This window comes from Pseudomonas sp. FW507-12TSA (genome assembly GCF_058781435.1).
In genome coordinates this window covers 1-19,118 of sequence record NZ_JBYSWT010000045.1, presented here as the reverse complement: position 1 = coordinate 19,118, position 19,118 = coordinate 1, and the positions used below count along the sequence as shown (strand labels likewise).

Genomic DNA, 19,118 nt, shown 5'->3' with positions numbered 1-19,118 from the left:
CTGAAAATATCCCCAGGTTTGTTGGAGTTGGGCAAGCGGCGGCCCTTGAGCCGCCATTTGTCACGGCTCTTGCGCGCCGTCCCAGATACCTGGCTGGGCCAGCAAGTCCTGCTCCAGGGCCGTCATGGCCAGTTGCACCTGTTCCACATGCTCAGCGATGTCCTCCAGTGACACATGATTGAGGCATGCCTGCTCCAGTTGGCGGCAACGCTCCACCAACAACTCTCCCTTGACCACTCGTGCTGCCCCCTTGATGCGATGAGCCAGCTCTGCAAGTTCGACTGTCGCCTGTTTGCGCAGGCAGGTCGTGAGCGCTTGTTGGTCGGTGCGATTGTTGACGATCAGCTCGCTCAATATATGACGGAGCATTTTCGGCTCACTGCCCACCAGGCTTTGCAGGGATTCCAGGTCGAAGCTGCTTGGTGCAGGCGCATCGCCCTGGGCAGGAAGCAGTTCTATCTCACTATCATCAGTGTCGCCGATGGATAGCAAGCGCAGCTCCAGTTCGTCCAGGCCGATAGGCTTGACCAGGCAATCGTTCATTCCGGCCTGGACACAACGTTCCACTTCCTCAGGCTGGGCGTCGGCGGTCAAGCCGATGATCATTACCGGCGGGCTGATGTTGTCCCGCTCATAGCGGCGAATGGCGCGGGTCAGCTCGGCGCCATTCATGATGGGCATGTGGTAGTCGGTGATGATCATGTCGAATCCTCGCTCGCGCCAGATATTCAACGCATCCAGGCCATTTTCCGCTTCCACCACGTCGTGTCCGAGGAAGCTCAACTGCTGCTGCAGGACCTGGCGGTTCACCGCGTGGTCGTCCACGATCAGGATCTGCAAGCGGTACATCGGGCGCGTCTTGGGCTGCGGCGGGCGCTCCGGGGCTTCCACGCGCTCCAGCGCTTGCAGGAGCAGTTCCACGTCCACCCGGGTACCTTGCCCTAGCGCGCTGCTCAGCGAGATGTGCCCGCCCATCATTTCGCACAGGCTCCGGCAGATCACCAGGCCCAGCCCCGTGCCCTCGGTATGCTGCACATTGCGCTCCACCTGGGAAAACGGCTGGAACAGGCGTTGCTGATTGGCTGGAGAGATACCGATCCCGGTATCTTCCACGCTGAGCTTGACCTTCAGTGCCGAGTTTTCCAGGAAGTCGCCGCCGATGGTCACTTTGATGAAGCCGGACTCGGTGAACTTGATGGCATTGCTCACCAGGTTGGACAGGACCTGCTTGAAGCGCATGCCGTCCACCAGCACGTCGCCGTTGATGCTGGAGTCGATTTCCAGTACCAGGTTCAGGCATTTTTGCCGGGCCAGCCCTTCGAATACCCGGGCGACGGATTCCACCAACTCCCGCAGGTTGGCGCGTTTGGGCGAAAGGCTCAGGCGTCCGGACTCGATCCGGGCGATGTCGAGAATGTCGCCGATCAGCTCCAGCAAGCTCTTGGCCGAGCTGTAGGCGATTTCGATGCTGGAGCGTTCGATCTGGTCGTTGTCGGCTCGCTTGAGCTCCAGCTCAAGGATGCTGATGACGGCGTTCATCGGCGTGCGGATTTCATGGCTCATGGTCGCCAGGAAGGTGGTCTTGGCCCGACTGGCCTCGTCGGCGAGGTTCTTGGCCTCTTTCAGTTCCTGGACCAGATGGCGATGCTTGGTGATATCCAGCCAACCGCAGATCACGCCCTTGGTGACGCCATGGCTGTCCTGGAACGGCTGGATCCAGTGCTCGATCCAGACCTCCTTGCCCTGCAAGCGAATGGTCTCCACCGAGGTGAGGGTCTGGCCAGCGGTGATCGCCTGCAAGTATCGCTGGTGCAGGCCCGGCTCCGCGGAGAAGTGGGCCTCGGGCAGCTCCCGCACGGTCTTGTTCAGCACCTGTTCGGCGTTCAGGCCGACGCTGCGCAGGTAGCTGCGGTTGCAGGACAGCATGGCGCCGTCGAGGTCTCGTATGTAGAGCACTGGCGGCATGTTCTCGGTCAGGGTTTCGATGAAGCGCAACTGGTCGTTGAGGGTTTTCTCGACCCTGACCCGGCGCTGCAGGTAGAAGCCCCAGATCAACGACAGCAATAGCAGCAGCGAGGCCCCGGTGACGATTTCGGCGATGACGATGGTGTAGTCGCGCCAGGTTTCGCCGCTCATGCCCGGTGGTGAGCGCCAATGGTTGGCCATGGCGTTGAGATCGTCCGCCGGAAGGCTGAGCAGGGCCTTGTCGAGGATCGACTGCAACTCCGAATCTTCCCGGCGCAAGGCGAAGTTCGCGGTCTTCTGGCTGGTATGGATCAGGTCGGCGATGGCCAGGCGGTTCTGGAACAGGCGGACGATGTAGTAGCGCGAGGTAGGCAGCGACATCACGGTGGCGTCGGCATCGCCTGAATAGACCTTGTTCAGGCTGTCCAGGGCGGTCTGCGTTTCTATCAGCTCGGTGTCCGGGTAGCGCTCGCGTACTTGCTGCAGCATGACATGCCCGGTGGGAATGGCCAGGCGCTTGCCTGCCAGGTTGCCAGGCGACTTGGCTTTGCCGGTCTTGTCAGCCTGGGTAATCAGCACGAAGGGGCTGGCCAGGAATGGACGGGTGAAACGCAGTTGTTCCTCGCGCTGTGCACTGGCGGTCATGATGGCCAGGTCCGCCTCGGACTGGCGCAAGGTTTCGATCTGCTCCGGATACCCACCATTGCGTGCCATCACCTGGAATTGCAGGCCCGTGCGTTGGGAAATCACTTCCAGCAGTTCTGCGGCGACCCCGGAGAACACGCCGTTGGCATCGAAGAAGGCCACCGGTGCCAAGTCATCGTTGATCACCAGGCGCAGCACCGGATTACGCTCGATCCAGCGGGCTTCCTGGGCTGTCAGGGGGATGCGTTCGTCCGTTGGCAAGAAGCCGCTACCTACCCAGCGCCGGCTCAGCACGGTGAGCTTTTCCTGGCCGAGGGCCTCGATGCTCTGGTCCAGGATCCGTTGCAGGCGTTCGTTGTTGCCCTTGAGCGCGAAGCCGTAGTCGCCCTTGGGATGGTCGGCGAAGCGCTCGAACCTGAGAAAGCCGTAGTAGGAGCGGTTGATCTGGAAGTAGGCGCTGAGCACGTCGTCGACATAGACGTCGGCCTGGCCGAAGGCGGTCGCCGCGATGGCGTTCTCATGGCTGGGCTGCACCACCAACCGGGCAAGGGGGAAGTGGGCGCGTAGCTCGGCGGCGTGTTGCTCGGGCACGGCAACCCTCAGGCCGGCGAGATCGCGAGGCGGGGTGCGCAGTTCATCGCTGCGCTTGAACAGGGCCAGGCGCCCTTCGGCGAACGGCCGGGTGTGCCTGATACTGGCATCGGGATGCCCGGAGTTGTAGCTGCCCATGAAGTCGATGGTCCCGGCTTGCAGCGCCTGCAGGGCCTCTTCGTGGGTCTGGAAGGGAAGGAGCTTGATGCGCACCCCCAGCAACTGCCCCAGCAGGACACTGATATCGGCGGTGATGCCTTCGTAGCGACCATCGTTGTAGCTGACGCTGAAAGGCGCCGATTCTTGTGCGACCGCTCCGATCTTCAATTCCAGCTTGTGTCGTAGCCAGTGCCAATCCTCGTCCTCGAGAGCGAGCTCGTGGTGATCGAGGCGGGCCGTGCTGTACAGCGTATGGGGGAGTACCTGGGCCAAGGCCGGTTGGGGGCCGATGATCGCCAAACAGAGGAAAAGCGAGAAAAGTCGGGAATGCATGATTGCTTCAGAAAAATAGGGAGCCAGGGAGTGGTCGATGGACCGGAGGGGGCGGCATCGGCATGTAGAACAGGGGCGTGGGAGGCTGGTGAACGATCGATGGACTCATTCTGGCGGCGGATCTGCGCGGCAATAGGCTATGAAATGGTGTTCGGGCATCGGTCGCGCGAACAGGAATCCCTGGGCCGCTTGGCATCCGAGGTCCCGCAGGCGTTCTTGCTGTTCGATATTCTCGACACCCTCAATGATCAGCGACATGCCCAGTGAGCGGGCAAGGGCCACTGTGTAACTGATGATTGCGCAGCTCCTGGGTTGGTACTTCATCTTGCGAACGAAGGCACCGTCGAGCTTGATCTGGCTGAAGGGCAGTTCGCATAAGCGCTGTAGTGACGAGTGGCCGGCACCGAAGTCATCCATGGCCAGGCCGCAACCCATCAAGCGCAAGCGCACCAGGTTCTCCAGGCTGCAAGCCGGTGCGGTGATCAGGCTGGTCTCGGTGATTTCGAAGATGATACTGGCCGGTGGCACCTGGAATCGCGCGAGCCAGGTGCCGATAGCACCGCTCAAGGCCTGGGAGGCCAGTTGCGCCGGATGGAGGTTGAAAGAAAACTCCAGGGAGCGGCCCTGGTTGGCGAGACTCCTGCGTAGTGCCAGTCCTTGTTCGAGCAATTGCCAGAACAGGCGGTCCAGGAGCTTGTGCTGTTCCATGAGGGGCAGGAAGTGCGATGGCGGGAGTACGCCAAGTCTTGGGTGATTCCAGCGTGCCAGGGACTCCACGCCAAGCAGAGAGGCGTCCTCGAGCGCCACCCTGGGCTGGTAGTAGGGTTCGAATTCGCCGTTATCCAGGCCACGAACCACTTCGGCCAGTGTCGGCAGGCCGGACCTGGCCAGGGGCAGGGGCTGGCCGTGGCGCCAGCTCTGGTGGCGCGCCAGCATGGCGGCCAGCCGTTCCAGGCGAAATGGCTTGCCCAGGTCACCGAGAAAATGCAGGCCCAGGCGCTTGATCATGGCGATGGTGGTTTGCCGCAGGATCGGGTCGGCCTGGCTGCACAGGATCACCGAGCGCAGCTTGCCGCTCTGACTGGCATGGCGCAAGAAAGCCAGGCCGTCCATGCCGGGCATCCTCAGGTCGCAGATGGCGATGTCGATTTTTTCGCAACGGGCCAGCAGGGCCAGGGCTTCGTCGCCATTACCTGCTTCGTGCACCCGCCCGGGCATCGCCTTGTTCAAGGCGGTGATGGTGATCAGTCGTTGGAGTGGTTCGTCATCCAGAACCAGGACGTTCAAATGTTGCATTGCCGGCTCGAGTCATTGATCGCCGAGCATCTTGCTTAAGATTCCAGAGCAGGGTCCATTGGTCGTATCTCTATGGTTTGTAGGAATTTTCCTCAAGGATAATCGAATTATCTGATTCCATAGGACCTGCTCCTTAACCCCTTGTATCGCCGGTTATTTGTCTGGAACCTGAATTTTCCGCTGGACTAGCAAGAGGATTCTCAACGCGAAGCCAAGGCTCAAGGTTTCGCATGGCAGTGAATGGCGCCTGAGCAAGGTGCGATGGCGTAATTTTTCCAGTGGTCATGGTTGACCGACGTTCGAGTTCTTAAGGTGAAATGACAATATGCACAGCGTATTGATAGTGGATGATCATCCTGTCGTGCGGCTTGCCGTCAAGGTGTTGTTGGAAAAGCACAACATGCGTGTGGTGGCCGAGACAGACAACGGACTGGACGCGTTGGAACTGGTTCGTGAGCATGTACCCGACGCAGTGATCCTCGATATCGGGATTCCCAAGCTCGATGGTCTCAAGGTGTTGTCGCGTATCAAGGCCCTGGGCCTGCCCACCGAAGTATTGGTGCTCACCTCGCAATCGGTGGAGGGCTTCTGCCGGCGTTGCATCCAGTTGGGGGCCCGGGGGTTCGTCAACAAGGAAGAGGATCTGGGCAACCTGGTGGTGGCCCTGAACGCCGTGCTGGCCGGCTACACTTTTTACCCGTCGCTGGCCCTGGATGTGTCCGCGTCGGCGGTGGAACAGCGTTCCGAGGCCGAGCAGATCGGCTCGCTGACCGATCGGGAAATGATCGTCCTGCAGCACCTGGCCCAGGGACATTCGAACAAGGCCATCGGGGAAAAACTGTTCTTGAGCAACAAGACGGTAAGTACCTACAAGACCCGCCTGTTGCAGAAGCTGGGGTTGGGTTCCCAGGTCAGCCTGGCGGAGTTCGCCAAGCGCAATGCGCTGATTCCCTGACCAGGAAGGCGCCGGCCCATTGCGGGCCGGCTTTCCAGACGCATTTGCGCCACCTCTATGACTTGGCCCCCGCTACAGGGCGTAGCGGGGGCCGAGTGTTCAGTGCAGCTTCAGGCGTGGGTCCGTACCGCGTCCGATCCGACTCCCAAGCATCATCATCGCCGTGCGGAACATTCCGTACAGGGCCATCTGGTGCATGCGATACAACGAAATGTAGAACATCCGCGCCAACCAGCCCTCGAGCATCACGCTGCCCGTGAGGTTGCCCATCAGGTTGCCCACCGCGGAGAAGCGCGAGAGCGAGATCAGCGAACCGTAGTCGGTGTACTTGTAGGTCGGCAATTCCTTGCTTTCCAGGCGCAGCTTCAACGACTTGGCCAGCAATGACGCTTGCTGGTGCGCGGCCTGGGCCCGTGGTGGAACGTTGCGATCGCTGCCAGGTTGCGGGCAGGCGGCGCAATCGCCGAAGGCGAAGATGTCCGGATCGCGGGTGGTCTGCAGGGTCGGCAATACCTGGAGCTGGTTGATGCGGTTGGTCTCCAGGCCGTCGATATCCTTGAGGAAGCCCGGGGCGCGGATCCCTGCGGCCCACACCTTGAGGCTGGCAGGAATGACCTGGCCGTCGGCGGTGAGCAGGCTTTCTGCGGTCACTTCGCTGACCGAGGCGTTGGTCATGACCCGCACCCCGAGTTTCTCCAGGGTCTTGTGCACCGGCCCGCTGATGCGTTCGGGCAGGGCCGGCAGTACTCTTGGACCGGCTTCGATCAAAGTGATGTGCATGTTCTCCGGGCGGATCCGGTCCAGGCCGTAGGCTGCCAGCTCGTGGGCGGCGTTGTGCAGCTCGGCCGCCAACTCGACGCCCGTGGCGCCGGCGCCGACGATCGCCACGCTGATCTGCTCCAGTTCCTCGGTCTGCCCGGCGTGGGCTCGCAAGTAGTGGTTGAGCAGTTGCTGGTGGAAGCGCTCGGCCTGTTTGCGCGTGTCGAGGAACAGGCAATGCTGGGCGGCGCCCTGGGTGCCGAAGTCGTTGGTGGTGCTACCCACCGCGAGCACCAGGGTGTCGTAGCCGAGCTCACGGGCAGGCAGCAGTTCGGCTCCTTCTTCGTCATAGGTGGCCGCCAGCTGGATTTTTTTCTGCTGGCGGTCGAGTCCACTCATGCGGCCCAGCTGGAACTCGAAGTGGTTCCATTTTGCTTGGGCAACGTAGTTGAGTTCGTCCGCGGAGGAGTTCAGCGATCCGGCAGCCACTTCGTGCAGCAAGGGTTTCCAGATATGGGTCAGGTTGGCGTCGACCAGAGTTATGCTGGCCGTACCGCGTTTGCCCAGGGTCTTACCCAGGCGGGTCGCCAACTCCAGGCCGCCGGCGCCGCCGCCGACGATGACAATACGATGGTTCATGGGGATATCTCGCAAGGCTAAAAGAAATCGGGGCAGTCGACCGAGCGAGCGCGATGCGGCTCATAGCGTCAGGTAACTGATAAGACGGCTCAACAGGCCGAGGGCCACGGTCACCACGACCACCACCACGAGGAGCATCCACGGCCTGAAGGGCCGGCGCTCGACTCGGTGCTGGGGCAGGTGCAGGTATTCTTCGACATGGCGTTGGTCGTCGGGGTTCAGGCGGCTGCTCATAAAAGGCCTCGTCGGGTAGACGTCGCAACATGGAGGAATGTTACAGCGCAGTGTAATCCGGCATGAAAAGGAGCATCACCGCTGCCATGTGGAGATCCATGGCAAGCCCCCCGGGGCCGGCAGGCATGAGCGCTTTTTACCATTGCGGGGAGGATTGCGCCATGCCCACCGATGGCGGATTGACGAGCCTTACAAACTGATACCGACATCGAAGACGATGCTGCGCCCCAGGTTGCTGCGCAGGAACTCCGGGGCATCCGGGTGGGCGAACAGCACCCGGGCGAAGGTTGGCCCGACCAGGGACAACGAGCGCCAGCCCTGGCGCAGGTATTCGGTAGGCGGCGGGAAATGGCTGTTGAGGTCCAGCACTTCGCGCTTGAGGGCGGCAAAGGCGATGATGTCCAGCTCCCCCAGGTTCATTCCGCGCTCCTGATAATTGCGAGCCTTCTTGCGCAAGGTCGGCGCCAACCGCAGCAGCAGTTCGCTGGCCGGAATGCGCTTGGGCTTGGCTTCGCGCCGCACCAATTGGCTCAGGGAAAACGCGCTGCGCCGGCGTTGCAGTTCGTCGCGCCATTCATCGTTGAGCCGACGCCCCTCGTCGAGGACGAAGAACACCTCGAAGCTGGCCTCGCGAAACAGTACATCCGGCGGCTCTTGCGCGGGAGCGGTGAATTCGTCATTGCGGTAGGGAATATTCAAGCCTTGCAGCAGGCGCTGGCAGACCCAACGCTCGCGCTCCCATTTGCGGGCATTGGACAGGAAAGCATTGGCTTGCTCGGCCTGGATGGTTAGCAGGCGCAAGAAATCTGAGTCATCCATACCCTCAAGCTTAGCGCCCAAATGTGACCTTAAGAACCCGCCGCACGGAAAAAGCACCTCGGCCCTGGCCGTTGCCGGGCGCGCCCACTGGAGCCTGCCCAGGGGCGGTGTAGACTGTTGCGCGTCCCATCGAACGATAAGGAGTGTGCCGTGAAGCGCTGGTTAATGCTGTTGCTGGTCCTGTTGCCGTTGTGGGCCCAGGCCCTCGAGATCGGGGAGCGCCTGGCGCCCTGGACCCTGTTGGACCAGTTCGACGAGGCCTATAGCCTCGACGGCCAGGCCCGGATCCTGTTGGTGGCACGCAGCATGGACGCGGCCAAGCTGGTGAATGCGGCGCTCAAGGACCAGCCCAAGGGCTATCTGCAGGAGCGGGGTGGCGTCTTTGTCGCCGATATCCAGCGCATGCCCGCGCTGATCGCCAAGATGTTCGCCGTACCGGCCATGCGCGACTATCCCTACCGGGTGATGCTCGATCGTGAGGGGCGAGTGGCGCCGCGCTACCCGGCAACCGAGGACAAGGTGCTGTGGCTGCAACTGCGGGATGGACAACTCGTCGAGCGCCATGAGTACGCCAGTGCCGAGCAGCTAGCTGCGGCCCTGGAGCAAGCCAGGCCATGATCAGCGCGGCACTGCTGGCGCCGCAGACGCTGGTCCTGGGCTGGCTGCTGTATGTGCCGCTGCTGCTCTGGGCCATATGGCGAGCGCCCTGGGTCGAGCTGTTCACCGACAGTCGCCGCCAGCACCTGCTGTTCGGCACGGTCTTCGCCCTGTTCCTGTTGTGGCTGGTCCGACGGGATTTCGATACCGGCGTGTCCTATCACTTCATCGGCATGACTGCGGTGACCTTGTTGCTGGATTGGCCCCTGGCCATGGTCGGGGGCCTGGTCGCGCAGTTGGGACTACTGGCGTTGGGACGCCAGGACCTGGCGGCCCTGGGCATCAACGGGATGTTGCTGGTGCTGCTGCCGGTGGCGGTGACCGAGGCCTGCGCCTGGTTGGTGGAGCGGGCCCAGCCGCGCAACCTGTTCGTCTATATCTTCTGTTCGGGGTTTTTTGCCGCTGCGCTCTCGGCATTGTTGTGCCTGCTGTGCGGATTGGGCCTCTTGTGGTTGGACGAGCGTTTCGCCATGCCCGAATGGCTGGAGGACTTCATCGGCTACCTGTGGCTGATCATCTTTCCCGAGGCCTTCATCAACGGCATGGTGGTCAGTGCGCTGGTGGTGTTCTGCCCTGAGTGGCTGGAGACCTTCAACCGCACCCGTTACCTCTCGGCGCCCTGGAAGGACGAGGATCCGCGCCCTTGATCCATATCAATTGCGCACGCCTGGCCGCGCTGCATGCTCGGCAAAAATTCCAGGAGTGCGGTCATGAGTGTATATCAGTGGGCCCGGCAGGAAGTGCGCGACAGTCTGCAAAACGCCCTGCAGGAGGGCTTTGAGCCCGGGCTGAGCTTGCGGGCGCTGCTCAGCGCGGTGGTACAGCAGAGCAAGAATGTGCGCAGCATCGAGGACCTGGCGGATGAGTTACAGTTCCTCGCGGAAAACCTCGACGACGATCAGGACTACAGCTTCATGCGGCCCTGATCGGCCTTCAAGAGAATCTTCAGTGGGCGCGGGGCGGCAGTTCTTCGGAGAATAGGTCGTCCTCGGCGTCCGGGCTCACCGGGATCTTGTGCTCCTCTGCGGCCCAGGCTCCAAGGTCGATCAGTTTGCAACGATCGGAGCAGAACGGCCGGTTGGCGTTGGCCGGGGTCCATTCCACTGGGGCGCCACAGGTCGGGCATTCGACGGTCAAGGGTTGGCTCATGGCTGGCCTCCACGCAAGGTTAGATAAAAGTGATGCAGGCGTTCGACTTCGCTGTGCAACCAGGCACGGTCGCGGTCGTTGACCAGTACGTCGTCGGCATTTCGTAGGCGCTCCTCGCGGCTGGCCTGGGCCTGGAGAATTGCCTGGACCTGCTGTTCGCTGACCTGGTCGCGCAACAGGGTGCGTTCGATCTGCAACTGTTGGGGCGCATCGATCACCAGGATGCGCTGGGTCATCCGGGCCTGCCCCGATTCCACCAGCAACGGCGAAACCAGGATGGCATAGGGCGATTGCGCCCGGGCCAGGTGGCTGGCGATTTCCTCGGCGATCAGCGGATGCAGCAGGGCCTCCAGCCAGCGTCGCTGCTGTGGGTCCTCGAAGATCAGCTTGCGCAGGGCGGCACGGTCCAGTTGGCCGTCGGCCTGCAGCACGCCCTCGCCAAAATGCCGGGCGATCTGTTCCAGGGCCGGGCGTCCGGGCTCTACCACCCAGCGGGCGGCATGATCGGCATCGATCACATGGATACCCAGGTCGATGAAGTGCTGGGCAGCGGCGCTCTTGCCGCTACCGATCCCGCCGGTGAGGCCTAGGATCCAGGGGGTGTTAACGGAGCGAGTCATTGGAAACCGACAAACTGCAAATAGAAGTCGGTTATTTGACCACCCCAGAGCAAGGCAATCCAGCCGGCAATGGCCAGAAAGGGGCCGAAGGGGATCGGAGTCGAGCCCTTGGCCTGGCGCAGGCGCAACAATAGGCTGCCAATCAGTGCCCCGGCCAGGGAGGCCAGCAGCAAGGTCAGCGGCAGGACCTGCCAGCCGCCCCAGGCCCCTAGCATCGCCAGCAGCTTGAAATCGCCATGGCCCATGCCGTCCTTGCCAGTCAGCAGCTTGAACAGCCAGAACACCGACCACAGCAGCAGGTAACCCACCACCGCGCCCCAGAGGGCGTCCTCCAGGCTCGCCAGCAGGCCGAAGCTGTTGACGATCAAGCCCAGCCATAACAGGGGCAGTACCAGCACATCCGGCAGCAATTGGTGCTCGGCATCGATCAGGCTCATGCCCAGCAGGCCCCAGCTCAATAGCAACAGCAGGCCGGCCGTCCAGCCGAAGCCGAAATGCCAGGCCACGAATGCCGAAAGCAGTCCACACGCCAGCTCGACCAGTGGGTAGCGCACGCTGATCCGGGTCTTGCAGTGGGCGCAGCGACCGCCCAGCCACAGGTAGCCGAGCAGGGGGACGTTATGCCAGGGGCGCACGGGCTGTGCGCAATGCGGGCAGTGAGAGTGGGGGAGCAACAGGTTGTAGGGAGCTGTCACGGGCTCCGCGGGCAGCCCCAGGATTTCATGGGCCTGGGCGCGCCAATCGCGCTCGAGCATGCGCGGCAGGCGCCAGGCCAGCACGTTGAGGAAGCTGCCGACGATCAGCCCCAGTACCAGGGATGCCAGCACGAACGCCAGGGGGTAAAGGCTCAGGACTTCAGTCAAGGACATGTTCAGATCGCTGTACCGAGTTGAAAGATGGGCAGGTACATGGCTAGCACCAGGGCTCCGACGATACTGCCCAGCAGCACCATGATCAAAGGCTCCATGAGGCTGGTCAGGCTGTCCACCAGGTCGTCCACCTCGCTCTCATAGTGCATGGCGATTTTTTCCAGCAGATGATCGAGGGTGCCGGACTCTTCGCCAATGGCGGTCATCTGGATCGCCATTTCCGGGAAGACGCCGCTGGCGCGCATGGCGAAGTTCAATTGCATGCCGCTGGCGACTTGTACCTGGATCCGCTCCACTGCCCGGCGATGCACGCTGTTGCCGCTGGCCCCCGCCACCGATTCCAGGGCCTGTACCAGCGGCACGCCGGCGGCGAAGGTGGTGGCCAGGGTCCGGGCCAGGCGGGCCACGGCGGCCTTGTTCAACAAGGTGCCGGTCAGGGGGAGGCGCAGCAGGACGATATCCACGGCATCGCGCAGACGGGGCGAGCGGCGATAGGCCAGGCGCGCGCCAAAACCCAGCCCCAGGCTGGCAGCCAGCAGGCTCGCGCCATGATCCTGGAGAAAGTGCGAGAGGCCGATGACCCAACGGGTCAGCAGGGGGAGTTCGGCATTGAAGCCGGCGAACAGGCTCTGGAACTGCGGGACGACCTTGAGCAGCAGGATGCTGCTGACGATGATCGCCACTCCGATCACCGCCAGGGGATAGACCATGGCCTTGTACAACCGGGCCTTGAGGCGCTCGCTCTGCTCCTGGTAGCTGGCGACCCGCTCCAGCAGGGTATCCAGGGCCCCGGCCTGCTCCCCGGCTTCTACCAGGTTGCAGTACAGCGGGTCAAAATGGCGCGGGTGCCGGCGCAATGCGCTGGCCAGGCTGGAGCCAGCCTCGATATCGCGCTTGAGGCTGGCCAGCAGTTGGCGCATGGATGGCTGTCCGAAGCTTTCGGCGATTATTTCCAGGGATTGCAGCAGGGGTACGCCGGCCTGGAACAAGGTCGCCAGTTGCCGGGCGAACAGGGCGATGTCCCGGGGCCTGATCCGTTGTCCCAGGCGCGGCAGGCCGGGGGACTTGCGCCGGATCCGGCTCGGGACTATGCCCTGTCGGCGCAGGCGGGCCCTGGCCAATGCCCGGCTGGCGGCAACCAATTCGCCTTGCAGGGCATGGCCCTGGTTATCGGTGCCCTGCCAGACATAGGTGCTGGTGGCGGGAGGTTGTACCGTCATGGTTCGGTCCTTGAGCAGACGGAGGTCGAGGCGGACGTCGCCTTGCTGCAGAACCAGCGGCAGGACGTGTCCACGCCTAGCCAAGCCTAGCCGTGGCGAGCTGCCGGGTAGCGTCAGGTGCTGACCAGATTTGTCAGTTGATGCGACTTCTGCTTCTCGAGAGCTGGACCACCTAGCGCGCAGGCCATGTATTTCATGGGTTTTGTTCCCTGGCACGGGGCGTGCTTCGAAGCTGATGGCCCTTGTGGCCTTTCTTGTAACTTTCGTTCAAGCCAGGAGGCGACCCAATGAAACGACAGTCTGGTTTCACCCTGATCGAATTGCTGGTGGTGGTAGCGATCATCGGCGTACTCGCCATGGTGGCAATGCCGCTGTATGCCAAGTATCAAGCGCGAGCCAAGGTCATCGCCGCGCTGGCGGAGGTCTCGGCGCTCAAGGCTGGTGTCGAGGACCTGCTGGGCCAGGGCACCGATCCGACCCTGGCGCTGGTCGGAGGCACGGCCCAGACAGCCAACTGCCGGATGACCGCCAGCGGCACGGCCGCCACCGGAGAGGGCAGTATCGGCTGCACCATCCTCAACGCCCCGGGCCCGGTGCTGGACAAGAGCCTGACCCTGATTCGCTCGGCAACCACCGGTTGGAGCTGCACCACCACGGTGGACGCCGACTATGCTCCCAAAGGCTGCGAGACCGAGGAGGCGTGAGCCTGGGCCAGTTCCCCGGTAAAACTCGCAACTTGCATGCAGGGAGAGGGGAAATCATGCATTTTGCATGGTCCTGATTTTTTCATATTTATGTAACTCATTGATTTTTATGGTTATTTTTGCAGTTATGAATTTGGCACAGCCCCTGCAATATCTCTGATAACCCTGTGACCAGGACACGGCGCAGGCTTTCCAGAAAAACAGGAGTTACTCGTATGAAGAAGTTCGCTATCGCTGCTGCAACCGCTACCGCTCTGACCCTGACCATGGCCAACGCAGCCTTTGCGCAGCCCACCCAAGGCACTCAGTCGCCGATGGTCGTGGCCGCTGGTGAAGTGACCAAGGCCAAAGAGGCCACCTCCGACACCTGGATCACCACCAAAGTGAAAAGCGATCTGGTCACCGAGAAAGGCATTCCTGGTACCGATATCAAGGTCGAAACCAACAAGGGCGTAGTTTCGCTGTCGTCCACCGTGGCCATTACCGAGGCACAGAAAGCCACCGCAGTGGCAATTACCAAGAAGATCAAGGGCGTGAAGGCAGTCTCCGCTGATGGCCTGAAGGCCGAGTAAGACCCAGCCTCCTGCCTGGACAGGTGGAGGACGCGGCGGGTACTTGAGCTGCCTCTTCCAAGGGTTCATGCGGAAGATCACAAGGACGTGATCATTACAGGCCCCGGCACTAGTGTCGGGGCCTGTTCTATTGGGCGGGATTCAAAGTTGCTGGCTGGCTTAGGCGAAGGACGCCGGGCGTGGCCCGGCGCAAACCTGATTACTCGCTGTCCAGGTGCATCGGGGTGATGACGTTGCCGTTGCTTTCGGCTTCGCCCAGGTTGGCATCGATGAAGTAGACCCGGTCATCGGCCAGCTGGGCCTTGTCCACCAGGAAGTCCTTGATGCTGCTGGCCCGCTCCTGGCCCAGTTGACGCAGCAATACTTCGCTGCCGCTCCAGAACTGGATCAGGCCCTCGCGCAGCTTGGCGCTGCGTTCGTCGCGGCTGAGCTGGCTCCATTCTGCTGGCGGCTGCTGCTTCAGGCGGGTGCGGTAGATACCCTCCAGCAGTGGCGCCTTCTCATCTTCCGGGACCTTCAACAAGGATGCCTGTGCCGGGACCTTGTCGCCGCGACGCTGGAGGATCTTGTAGTAGTTGTACTGATATTCGCGCTCCAGTCGCTGGTCGGCGATCAGCGGACCATCGCTGCTCTTGGCGCTGGTGCCCTCGATCTCCAGGCGCAGGGTCGGGCGTTCCTTGAGGGCCTTGGCCAAAGTGGTCAGGGCCGATTCGGATTCCTTGCTCAATTCGCTGGAACCAGGGGCGAAGCTGACGCTGCCCAGATCCTCCGAGCCGCCACCGGTGATCAGGCCGCCGATGAACTTGAACGGCGCCTGGGCCGCACGCAGCACCAGGTTGCGCAGGGTTTGCCAGACGATCGGCATGACGCTGAATTGCGGGTTGTTCAGATCACCGGAAATGGGCAGTTCGATGGAAATCTTGCCGTCGGTGTCCTTGAGCAGGGCCACCGCGAGGCGGATCGGCAGATCCACGGCGTCCGGGCTGTCGACTTTTTCCCCCAGTTGCAACTGCTCGACCACCAGTTTGTTCTCGGCCTTGAGCTGGCCCTTGGTGATCATGTAGTGCAGGTCGAGGTTGAGCCGGCCCTTGCGAATGCGAAAACCCGCGAACTTGCCGGAGTAGGGGGTGAGGGTGGTCAGCTCGACCCGCTTGAAGCTGGTGGCGATGTCCAGGGCCGCCATCGGGTCGAAAGGATTGACGCTGCCCTTGATGGTCACCGGCGCATAGCGGTCGACCTTGCCCTTGACGTCGACATCCGCCGGCTTGGCCTGGCGGCTGTCGATGGTACCGATCCTGCCGTTGAGTTGCTGCACGGCGGTGGCGAAGTTGGGGGTCAGGGTCAGGTCGGCGAAGTTGGCCGAGCCATCGTTGATGGCGATTTCGCCGATGCGGATGCCCAGTGGCTTGCCCGAACTGGCGGCCGGCTTGGCCGTGGACTTGCCGGAGCTGCTCGCCGGTTGCGGGATCAGCAGATCGTCGACGTTGGTGGTGCGGTCATCGTTGATGATGAAGCGGGCATAGGGCTGCATCAGGTTGATGCGGCTGATGTTCAAGCTGTCGCCGTGCTGGTAGTTCAGGCCTTCGACCACCACCTGCTTCCACTTAACGAAGTCGCGGGTCTTGAGGGTATCCAGGGTATGCAGTTGATCCACGTTGGCCCGGCCGGTGATGCTGAAGGCCAGTGGTTCGACCTTCTTCAGGTCTACCGCCAGGTCGCTGCCGAGCATGCCGCTACGCAGTTCCAGGCGGATGAAGGGGCTAATGTAGGACTGGGCGACTCGCAGGTCGATGTCCTTGGTCTGGACCTTGAGCTTGGCGGTGATCGGGTTGAGGTTGACCTCGCCGCTGGCATTGATCCGGCCTTGCTTGCCCAGTCCGCTATCGAGCTTGAGGGTGAAGGGCGACTGGTTGAGGCTGTCGAAGTTCTTCAGGTCCAGGTTCAGCGGCCCCACCTCCAGTGCCACTGCCGGCTTGACCTGGCGGTCTGCCAGGTGCACCTGGTAGTTGCGCAGCTCGACGTCCTTGAGCAGTACCTGCCAGGGCTTGCTCGGTGCCGCCGGCTCCTTGGGAGCTTCGGCGGTGGCCGGTTCATGCTTGGTGGCCGGCTTGGGCGGTTGGCTGGCGAACAGCTTCTGCCAGTCCAGCTGGCCATCGGCCTCGCGGGCGGCCCAGGTCTCGAGCTTCTGGCTGCGGATCTTGCCGACCACCACTTGCTGCTTCGCCAGGTCCACCGTGGTCTCGCTGACATCCAGGCGCTCCAGGCGCGCCAGCGGTCGGCCATCCGGGGCCTTGATGGCGAATGGAGCGACGCTGAGCGAGGCGTTGTCCAGTAGCAGTTCGGTGCCCTTGGCCAGGCTGAACTTGTAGTGGGTATCGAGGTTCAGCAGGCCGTCTTCCAGCACCAGCGGCACCGCATCGCGGACGTAGGGCCACCAGGCCTTCATCTTGCCGCCGGTGACCTTCAGGGTGCCTTCGGAGGTCAGCGGGGTCACGCTGAAGTTACCGCTCCAGTCGATCTGTCCACCTTCGGGGCCGGTGGCCACCAGGGTCATGTCGGCGCTGTCGTCGGGCAGGGTGCTGAGGTTCTTCAGTTCGAACTCGAGCTTGTCGTAGAGGAACTCGATGGGCTCGCTGGGGCGCAGGTCCTGGAAGTGCACGTAGCCGCCGGCCAGCTTGATGCGCTCGATGCGTACCGGAAACGGCTTGGCCTCGGGGTCGCTGGGGGTCGGCTCGCTGGCGGGCAGCTTGAACAGGCCCAACAGGTTGAGCTGGCCATCCTTGTCGAACAGGATCTCGGTCTTGGGCCGGTCCAGCTCCACATCCGCCAGGTGCAGCGCCCGGGTCCACAGGCTGTCCAGTTGCAGGTTGGCGTAGAGGCGGTCGAAGGCGATCTGTTCCTTGCCCGGCTCGCCGATGTTCAGGCCCCAGACGGTGAGCTCCAGGCTGAAGGGGTTGAGTTCGATGCGCTGGATATGGGCCGGCGTGGTGGAGTAGTTGGCCAACTGCTGGTTGGCCACGCGCAGGGCGATGCCTGGCAGGATCAGGAAACCCAGCAGACTGTAAAGGGCCAGGGCGGTCAACAAGGCGCCGATAGCGCGAATCAATCCTTTGGTCATGCGAGGCTTCATCTTTTGAATCAAATGTGCCTTGGAGTATGGCACGCGTTTACGGTTCCGAGACCAGCCCTGTTTTCAGGATTGTTCAGATTTTGTAGCTGTCCTTAAAGTTGCAGGACCAGGGTTTTCAGTGGTGGCTGGCCGTCCTGGGAGGGAAAATCCGCAGCCGGTTTCAGCACCTGGCAGTCGCGTACCGGGCGCCCGGCTTTCTCGGCGCAACGCAGCACCTGCTCGCGCCAGTCCTGCAGCGAGACCTTGGCCAGGTTGTTGCAGCAGATCAGCACTCCATCCTCGGCGGTGGCCAGCAGGGCGGGCTTGAGCAGGCTCTGGTAGTCGCGCAGCAGGTCGACGGTGCCGAAGGCGCTCTTGGCCCAGGCTGGTGGGTCCAGGAGTACCAGGTCGTACTGGCGCTGTTCCAGGCGCGGATAGCTGGGCAGCTTCTGGCCTCGCCGCTGGCTGATCGGCAGGCCCGCCAGCTGGCGGATCGCCGGGAAGTAGTCCGACTGCACGAATTGCATCGGCGGCAGTTGCGGGTTGAGCTGGCCGTTCTCCCGGCCGACCGCCAGGTTGCCTTCGGCGAAGTCCAGGTTGCAGACCTCCCGGGCGCCGCCGGCCGCGGCGCAAAGGCCCACACCGCAGGTGTAGGCGAAGAGGTTGAGCACACTCTTGCCGGCGCTGTGGTGCTTGACCCAGCCCCGGGCATTGCGCAGGTCCAGGAACAGCAGCGGGTCCTGCCCGGCGTGGCGTCCACGGACCCGGTAGTTCAGGCCCCATTCATGCCCGACCAGGTCTTGCAGGGCAGCGTCTTCGGCGCGGTATACCGAATCCTCGCGGGCGATGCGCGAGTTGCCCTGGGAGCGATCGTTGTAGACCAGCAGGGTGGACAGTTGCAGTCGCTGGTCGACGATTTCCTGCAGTTGCAGCAAGGCATCGCGCTCCAGCGGTTGGTGAAAGCTCTGTACCAGCAGCTGCGGGCCGTAGCGGTCGACGGTCAGGCCACCGGCGCCTTCCTGGCTGCCATGGAACAGGCGATAGCAATCGGTGCCTTGCTGGTGGAGGTCGGCGAGCAGGTCCTGGCGATGATCGAGGGCGGCGCGCAGCGCCTGGTTCAAGGAAGACATGCGGGCGCCTTGCGAATGATTGGGCGGGGCAGTTTACCAGCTTCGTCCAGTGCTTGTAGGCGAGGCGCGCTTGGCTGTAGGAGCGAGGCTTGCCTGCGATCGAGCGTCCACGAAGACGCGCTGTACCTGATGCACTGCGCTGTAACGACGTGTGTTTCGCGGGCAAGCCTCCTACAAATGTACGGGATGTACGGGTTAGCGCTCGATCGCCAGCGCTACGCCCTGGCCGCCGCCGATGCACAGGGTCGCCAGGCCCTTGTGCGCATCGCGCTTGATCATTTCATGCAGCAGGGTCACCAGCACCCGGCAGCCCGACGCGCCGATGGGGTGGCCGATGGCGATGGCGCCGCCGTTGACGTTGACCTTGGCTGGGTCCCATGCAAGCTCCTTGGCCACCGACAGCGACTGCGCGGCGAAGGCTTCGTTGGCTTCGATCAGGTCCAGTTGCTCCAGGCTCCAGCCGGCCTTCTCCAGGCAGCGGCGGGTGGCCGAGACCGGGCCGATGCCCATGATCGCCGGATCGACCCCGGCGTTGGCGTAGGCGGCGATCTTCGCCAGTACCGGCAGGCCCAGGGCCCGCGCCTTGCTGGCGCTCATCAGGATCACGGCGGCGGCACCGTCGTTCAGCGCCGAGGCGTTGCCGGCGGTGACGCTGCCGTCTTTCTTGAACGCCGGCTTGAGCTTGGCCAGGGC

General features: G+C 62.7%; 18 protein-coding genes. 6 read left to right on the top strand and 12 right to left on the bottom strand.

Annotated elements, in window-relative coordinates:
* Positions 1-60: 60 nt before the first annotated feature.
* Both AC3WK8_RS29960 and AC3WK8_RS29955 read right to left on the bottom strand, forming a co-directional pair.
* The gene (locus AC3WK8_RS29960) at positions 61-3,693 is read right to left on the bottom strand and encodes an ATP-binding protein (protein WP_103326371.1); all 3,633 of its coding nucleotides are present in this window, start codon (positions 3,691-3,693) and stop codon (positions 61-63) included.
* Between the two features lie 105 nt (positions 3,694-3,798).
* Positions 3,799-4,989 (bottom strand): EAL domain-containing response regulator, encoded by a 1,191-nt coding sequence (locus tag AC3WK8_RS29955; protein ID WP_085597057.1) that lies wholly within the window; start codon positions 4,987-4,989, stop codon positions 3,799-3,801.
* A gap of 325 nt (positions 4,990-5,314) precedes the next feature.
* On the opposite strand from AC3WK8_RS29955, the gene AC3WK8_RS29950 reads away from it, so the two are divergent.
* Positions 5,315-5,944: a response regulator transcription factor gene (locus AC3WK8_RS29950; RefSeq protein WP_085597058.1), complete on the top strand. Its 630-nt coding sequence runs from the start codon at positions 5,315-5,317 to the stop codon at positions 5,942-5,944.
* A 99-nt stretch (positions 5,945-6,043) separates the two neighbouring features.
* Here AC3WK8_RS29950 and AC3WK8_RS29945 read toward each other — a convergent pair whose 3' ends face one another.
* The 3 genes from AC3WK8_RS29945 to AC3WK8_RS29935 form a co-directional block, all read right to left on the bottom strand.
* The gene (locus AC3WK8_RS29945) at positions 6,044-7,342 is read right to left on the bottom strand and encodes an NAD(P)/FAD-dependent oxidoreductase (RefSeq protein WP_103326370.1); all 1,299 of its coding nucleotides are present in this window, start codon (positions 7,340-7,342) and stop codon (positions 6,044-6,046) included.
* Positions 7,343-7,402: 60 nt separating this feature from the next.
* The gene (locus tag AC3WK8_RS29940; protein WP_022641066.1) at positions 7,403-7,576 is read right to left on the bottom strand and encodes a DUF3094 family protein; all 174 of its coding nucleotides are present in this window, start codon (positions 7,574-7,576) and stop codon (positions 7,403-7,405) included.
* Between the two features lie 189 nt (positions 7,577-7,765).
* A complete protein-coding gene (locus AC3WK8_RS29935) occupies positions 7,766-8,395 on the bottom strand; it encodes a DUF1780 domain-containing protein (protein ID WP_085597060.1) in 630 nt (209 codons plus the stop codon).
* Positions 8,396-8,545: 150 nt separating this feature from the next.
* On the opposite strand from AC3WK8_RS29935, the gene AC3WK8_RS29930 reads away from it, so the two are divergent.
* From AC3WK8_RS29930 to AC3WK8_RS29920, 3 genes are all read left to right on the top strand, one after another.
* Complete coding sequence (locus AC3WK8_RS29930) at positions 8,546-9,013, top strand: FAD/FMN-containing dehydrogenase (RefSeq protein ID WP_103326369.1); 468 nt, start codon at positions 8,546-8,548, stop codon at positions 9,011-9,013.
* A complete protein-coding gene (locus tag AC3WK8_RS29925) occupies positions 9,010-9,699 on the top strand; it encodes an energy-coupling factor ABC transporter permease (RefSeq protein WP_085597061.1) in 690 nt (229 codons plus the stop codon). Before AC3WK8_RS29930 ends, AC3WK8_RS29925 begins: the two co-directional genes overlap by 4 nt.
* Before the next feature lie 63 nt (positions 9,700-9,762).
* Positions 9,763-9,978, top strand: a complete 216-nt coding sequence (locus tag AC3WK8_RS29920; protein ID WP_022641062.1) for a hypothetical protein — start codon at positions 9,763-9,765, stop codon at positions 9,976-9,978.
* Positions 9,979-9,997: 19 nt separating this feature from the next.
* Here the strand turns inward: AC3WK8_RS29920 and yacG are convergent, their stop codons facing one another.
* Genes yacG through AC3WK8_RS29900 form a run of 4 tightly spaced genes read right to left on the bottom strand, consistent with a single transcriptional unit; the run spans position 9,998 to position 12,910 of the window.
* Positions 9,998-10,201, bottom strand: a complete 204-nt coding sequence (gene yacG, locus AC3WK8_RS29915) for a DNA gyrase inhibitor YacG (protein WP_103326368.1) — start codon at positions 10,199-10,201, stop codon at positions 9,998-10,000.
* Positions 10,198-10,821, bottom strand: a complete 624-nt coding sequence (gene coaE, locus AC3WK8_RS29910) for a dephospho-CoA kinase (protein WP_085597063.1) — start codon at positions 10,819-10,821, stop codon at positions 10,198-10,200. The genes yacG and coaE overlap by 4 nt, the downstream gene beginning before the upstream one ends.
* A complete protein-coding gene (locus tag AC3WK8_RS29905) occupies positions 10,818-11,690 on the bottom strand; it encodes a prepilin peptidase (RefSeq protein WP_103326367.1) in 873 nt (290 codons plus the stop codon). Before AC3WK8_RS29905 ends, coaE begins: the two co-directional genes overlap by 4 nt.
* A 2-nt stretch (positions 11,691-11,692) precedes the next feature.
* Positions 11,693-12,910, bottom strand: coding sequence for a type II secretion system F family protein (locus AC3WK8_RS29900; RefSeq protein WP_085597065.1), 1,218 nt, complete (start codon positions 12,908-12,910; stop codon positions 11,693-11,695).
* Between the two features lie 287 nt (positions 12,911-13,197).
* Here AC3WK8_RS29900 and AC3WK8_RS29895 point away from each other — a divergent pair, with 287 nt between their 5' ends.
* Both AC3WK8_RS29895 and AC3WK8_RS29890 read left to right on the top strand, forming a co-directional pair.
* On the top strand, positions 13,198-13,614 hold the full coding sequence (locus AC3WK8_RS29895) for a pilin (RefSeq protein WP_085597066.1): 417 nt from the start codon (positions 13,198-13,200) through the stop codon (positions 13,612-13,614).
* Between the two features lie 215 nt (positions 13,615-13,829).
* Positions 13,830-14,186 (top strand): BON domain-containing protein, encoded by a 357-nt coding sequence (locus AC3WK8_RS29890; protein WP_022641055.1) that lies wholly within the window; start codon positions 13,830-13,832, stop codon positions 14,184-14,186.
* 199 nt (positions 14,187-14,385) lie between these two features.
* Here the strand turns inward: AC3WK8_RS29890 and AC3WK8_RS29885 are convergent, their stop codons facing one another.
* The 3 genes from AC3WK8_RS29885 to AC3WK8_RS29875 form a co-directional block, all read right to left on the bottom strand.
* On the bottom strand, positions 14,386-17,304 hold the full coding sequence (locus AC3WK8_RS29885; protein WP_103326366.1) for a DUF748 domain-containing protein: 2,919 nt from the start codon (positions 17,302-17,304) through the stop codon (positions 14,386-14,388).
* Between the two features lie 104 nt (positions 17,305-17,408).
* Positions 17,409-18,425, bottom strand: coding sequence for a class I SAM-dependent rRNA methyltransferase (locus AC3WK8_RS29880; RefSeq protein ID WP_103326365.1), 1,017 nt, complete (start codon positions 18,423-18,425; stop codon positions 17,409-17,411).
* Positions 18,426-18,620: 195 nt separating this feature from the next.
* Positions 18,621-19,118, bottom strand: a 498-nt coding sequence (locus AC3WK8_RS29875; protein WP_492574091.1) for a thiolase family protein, incomplete at its 5' end; no start/stop codon positions are given.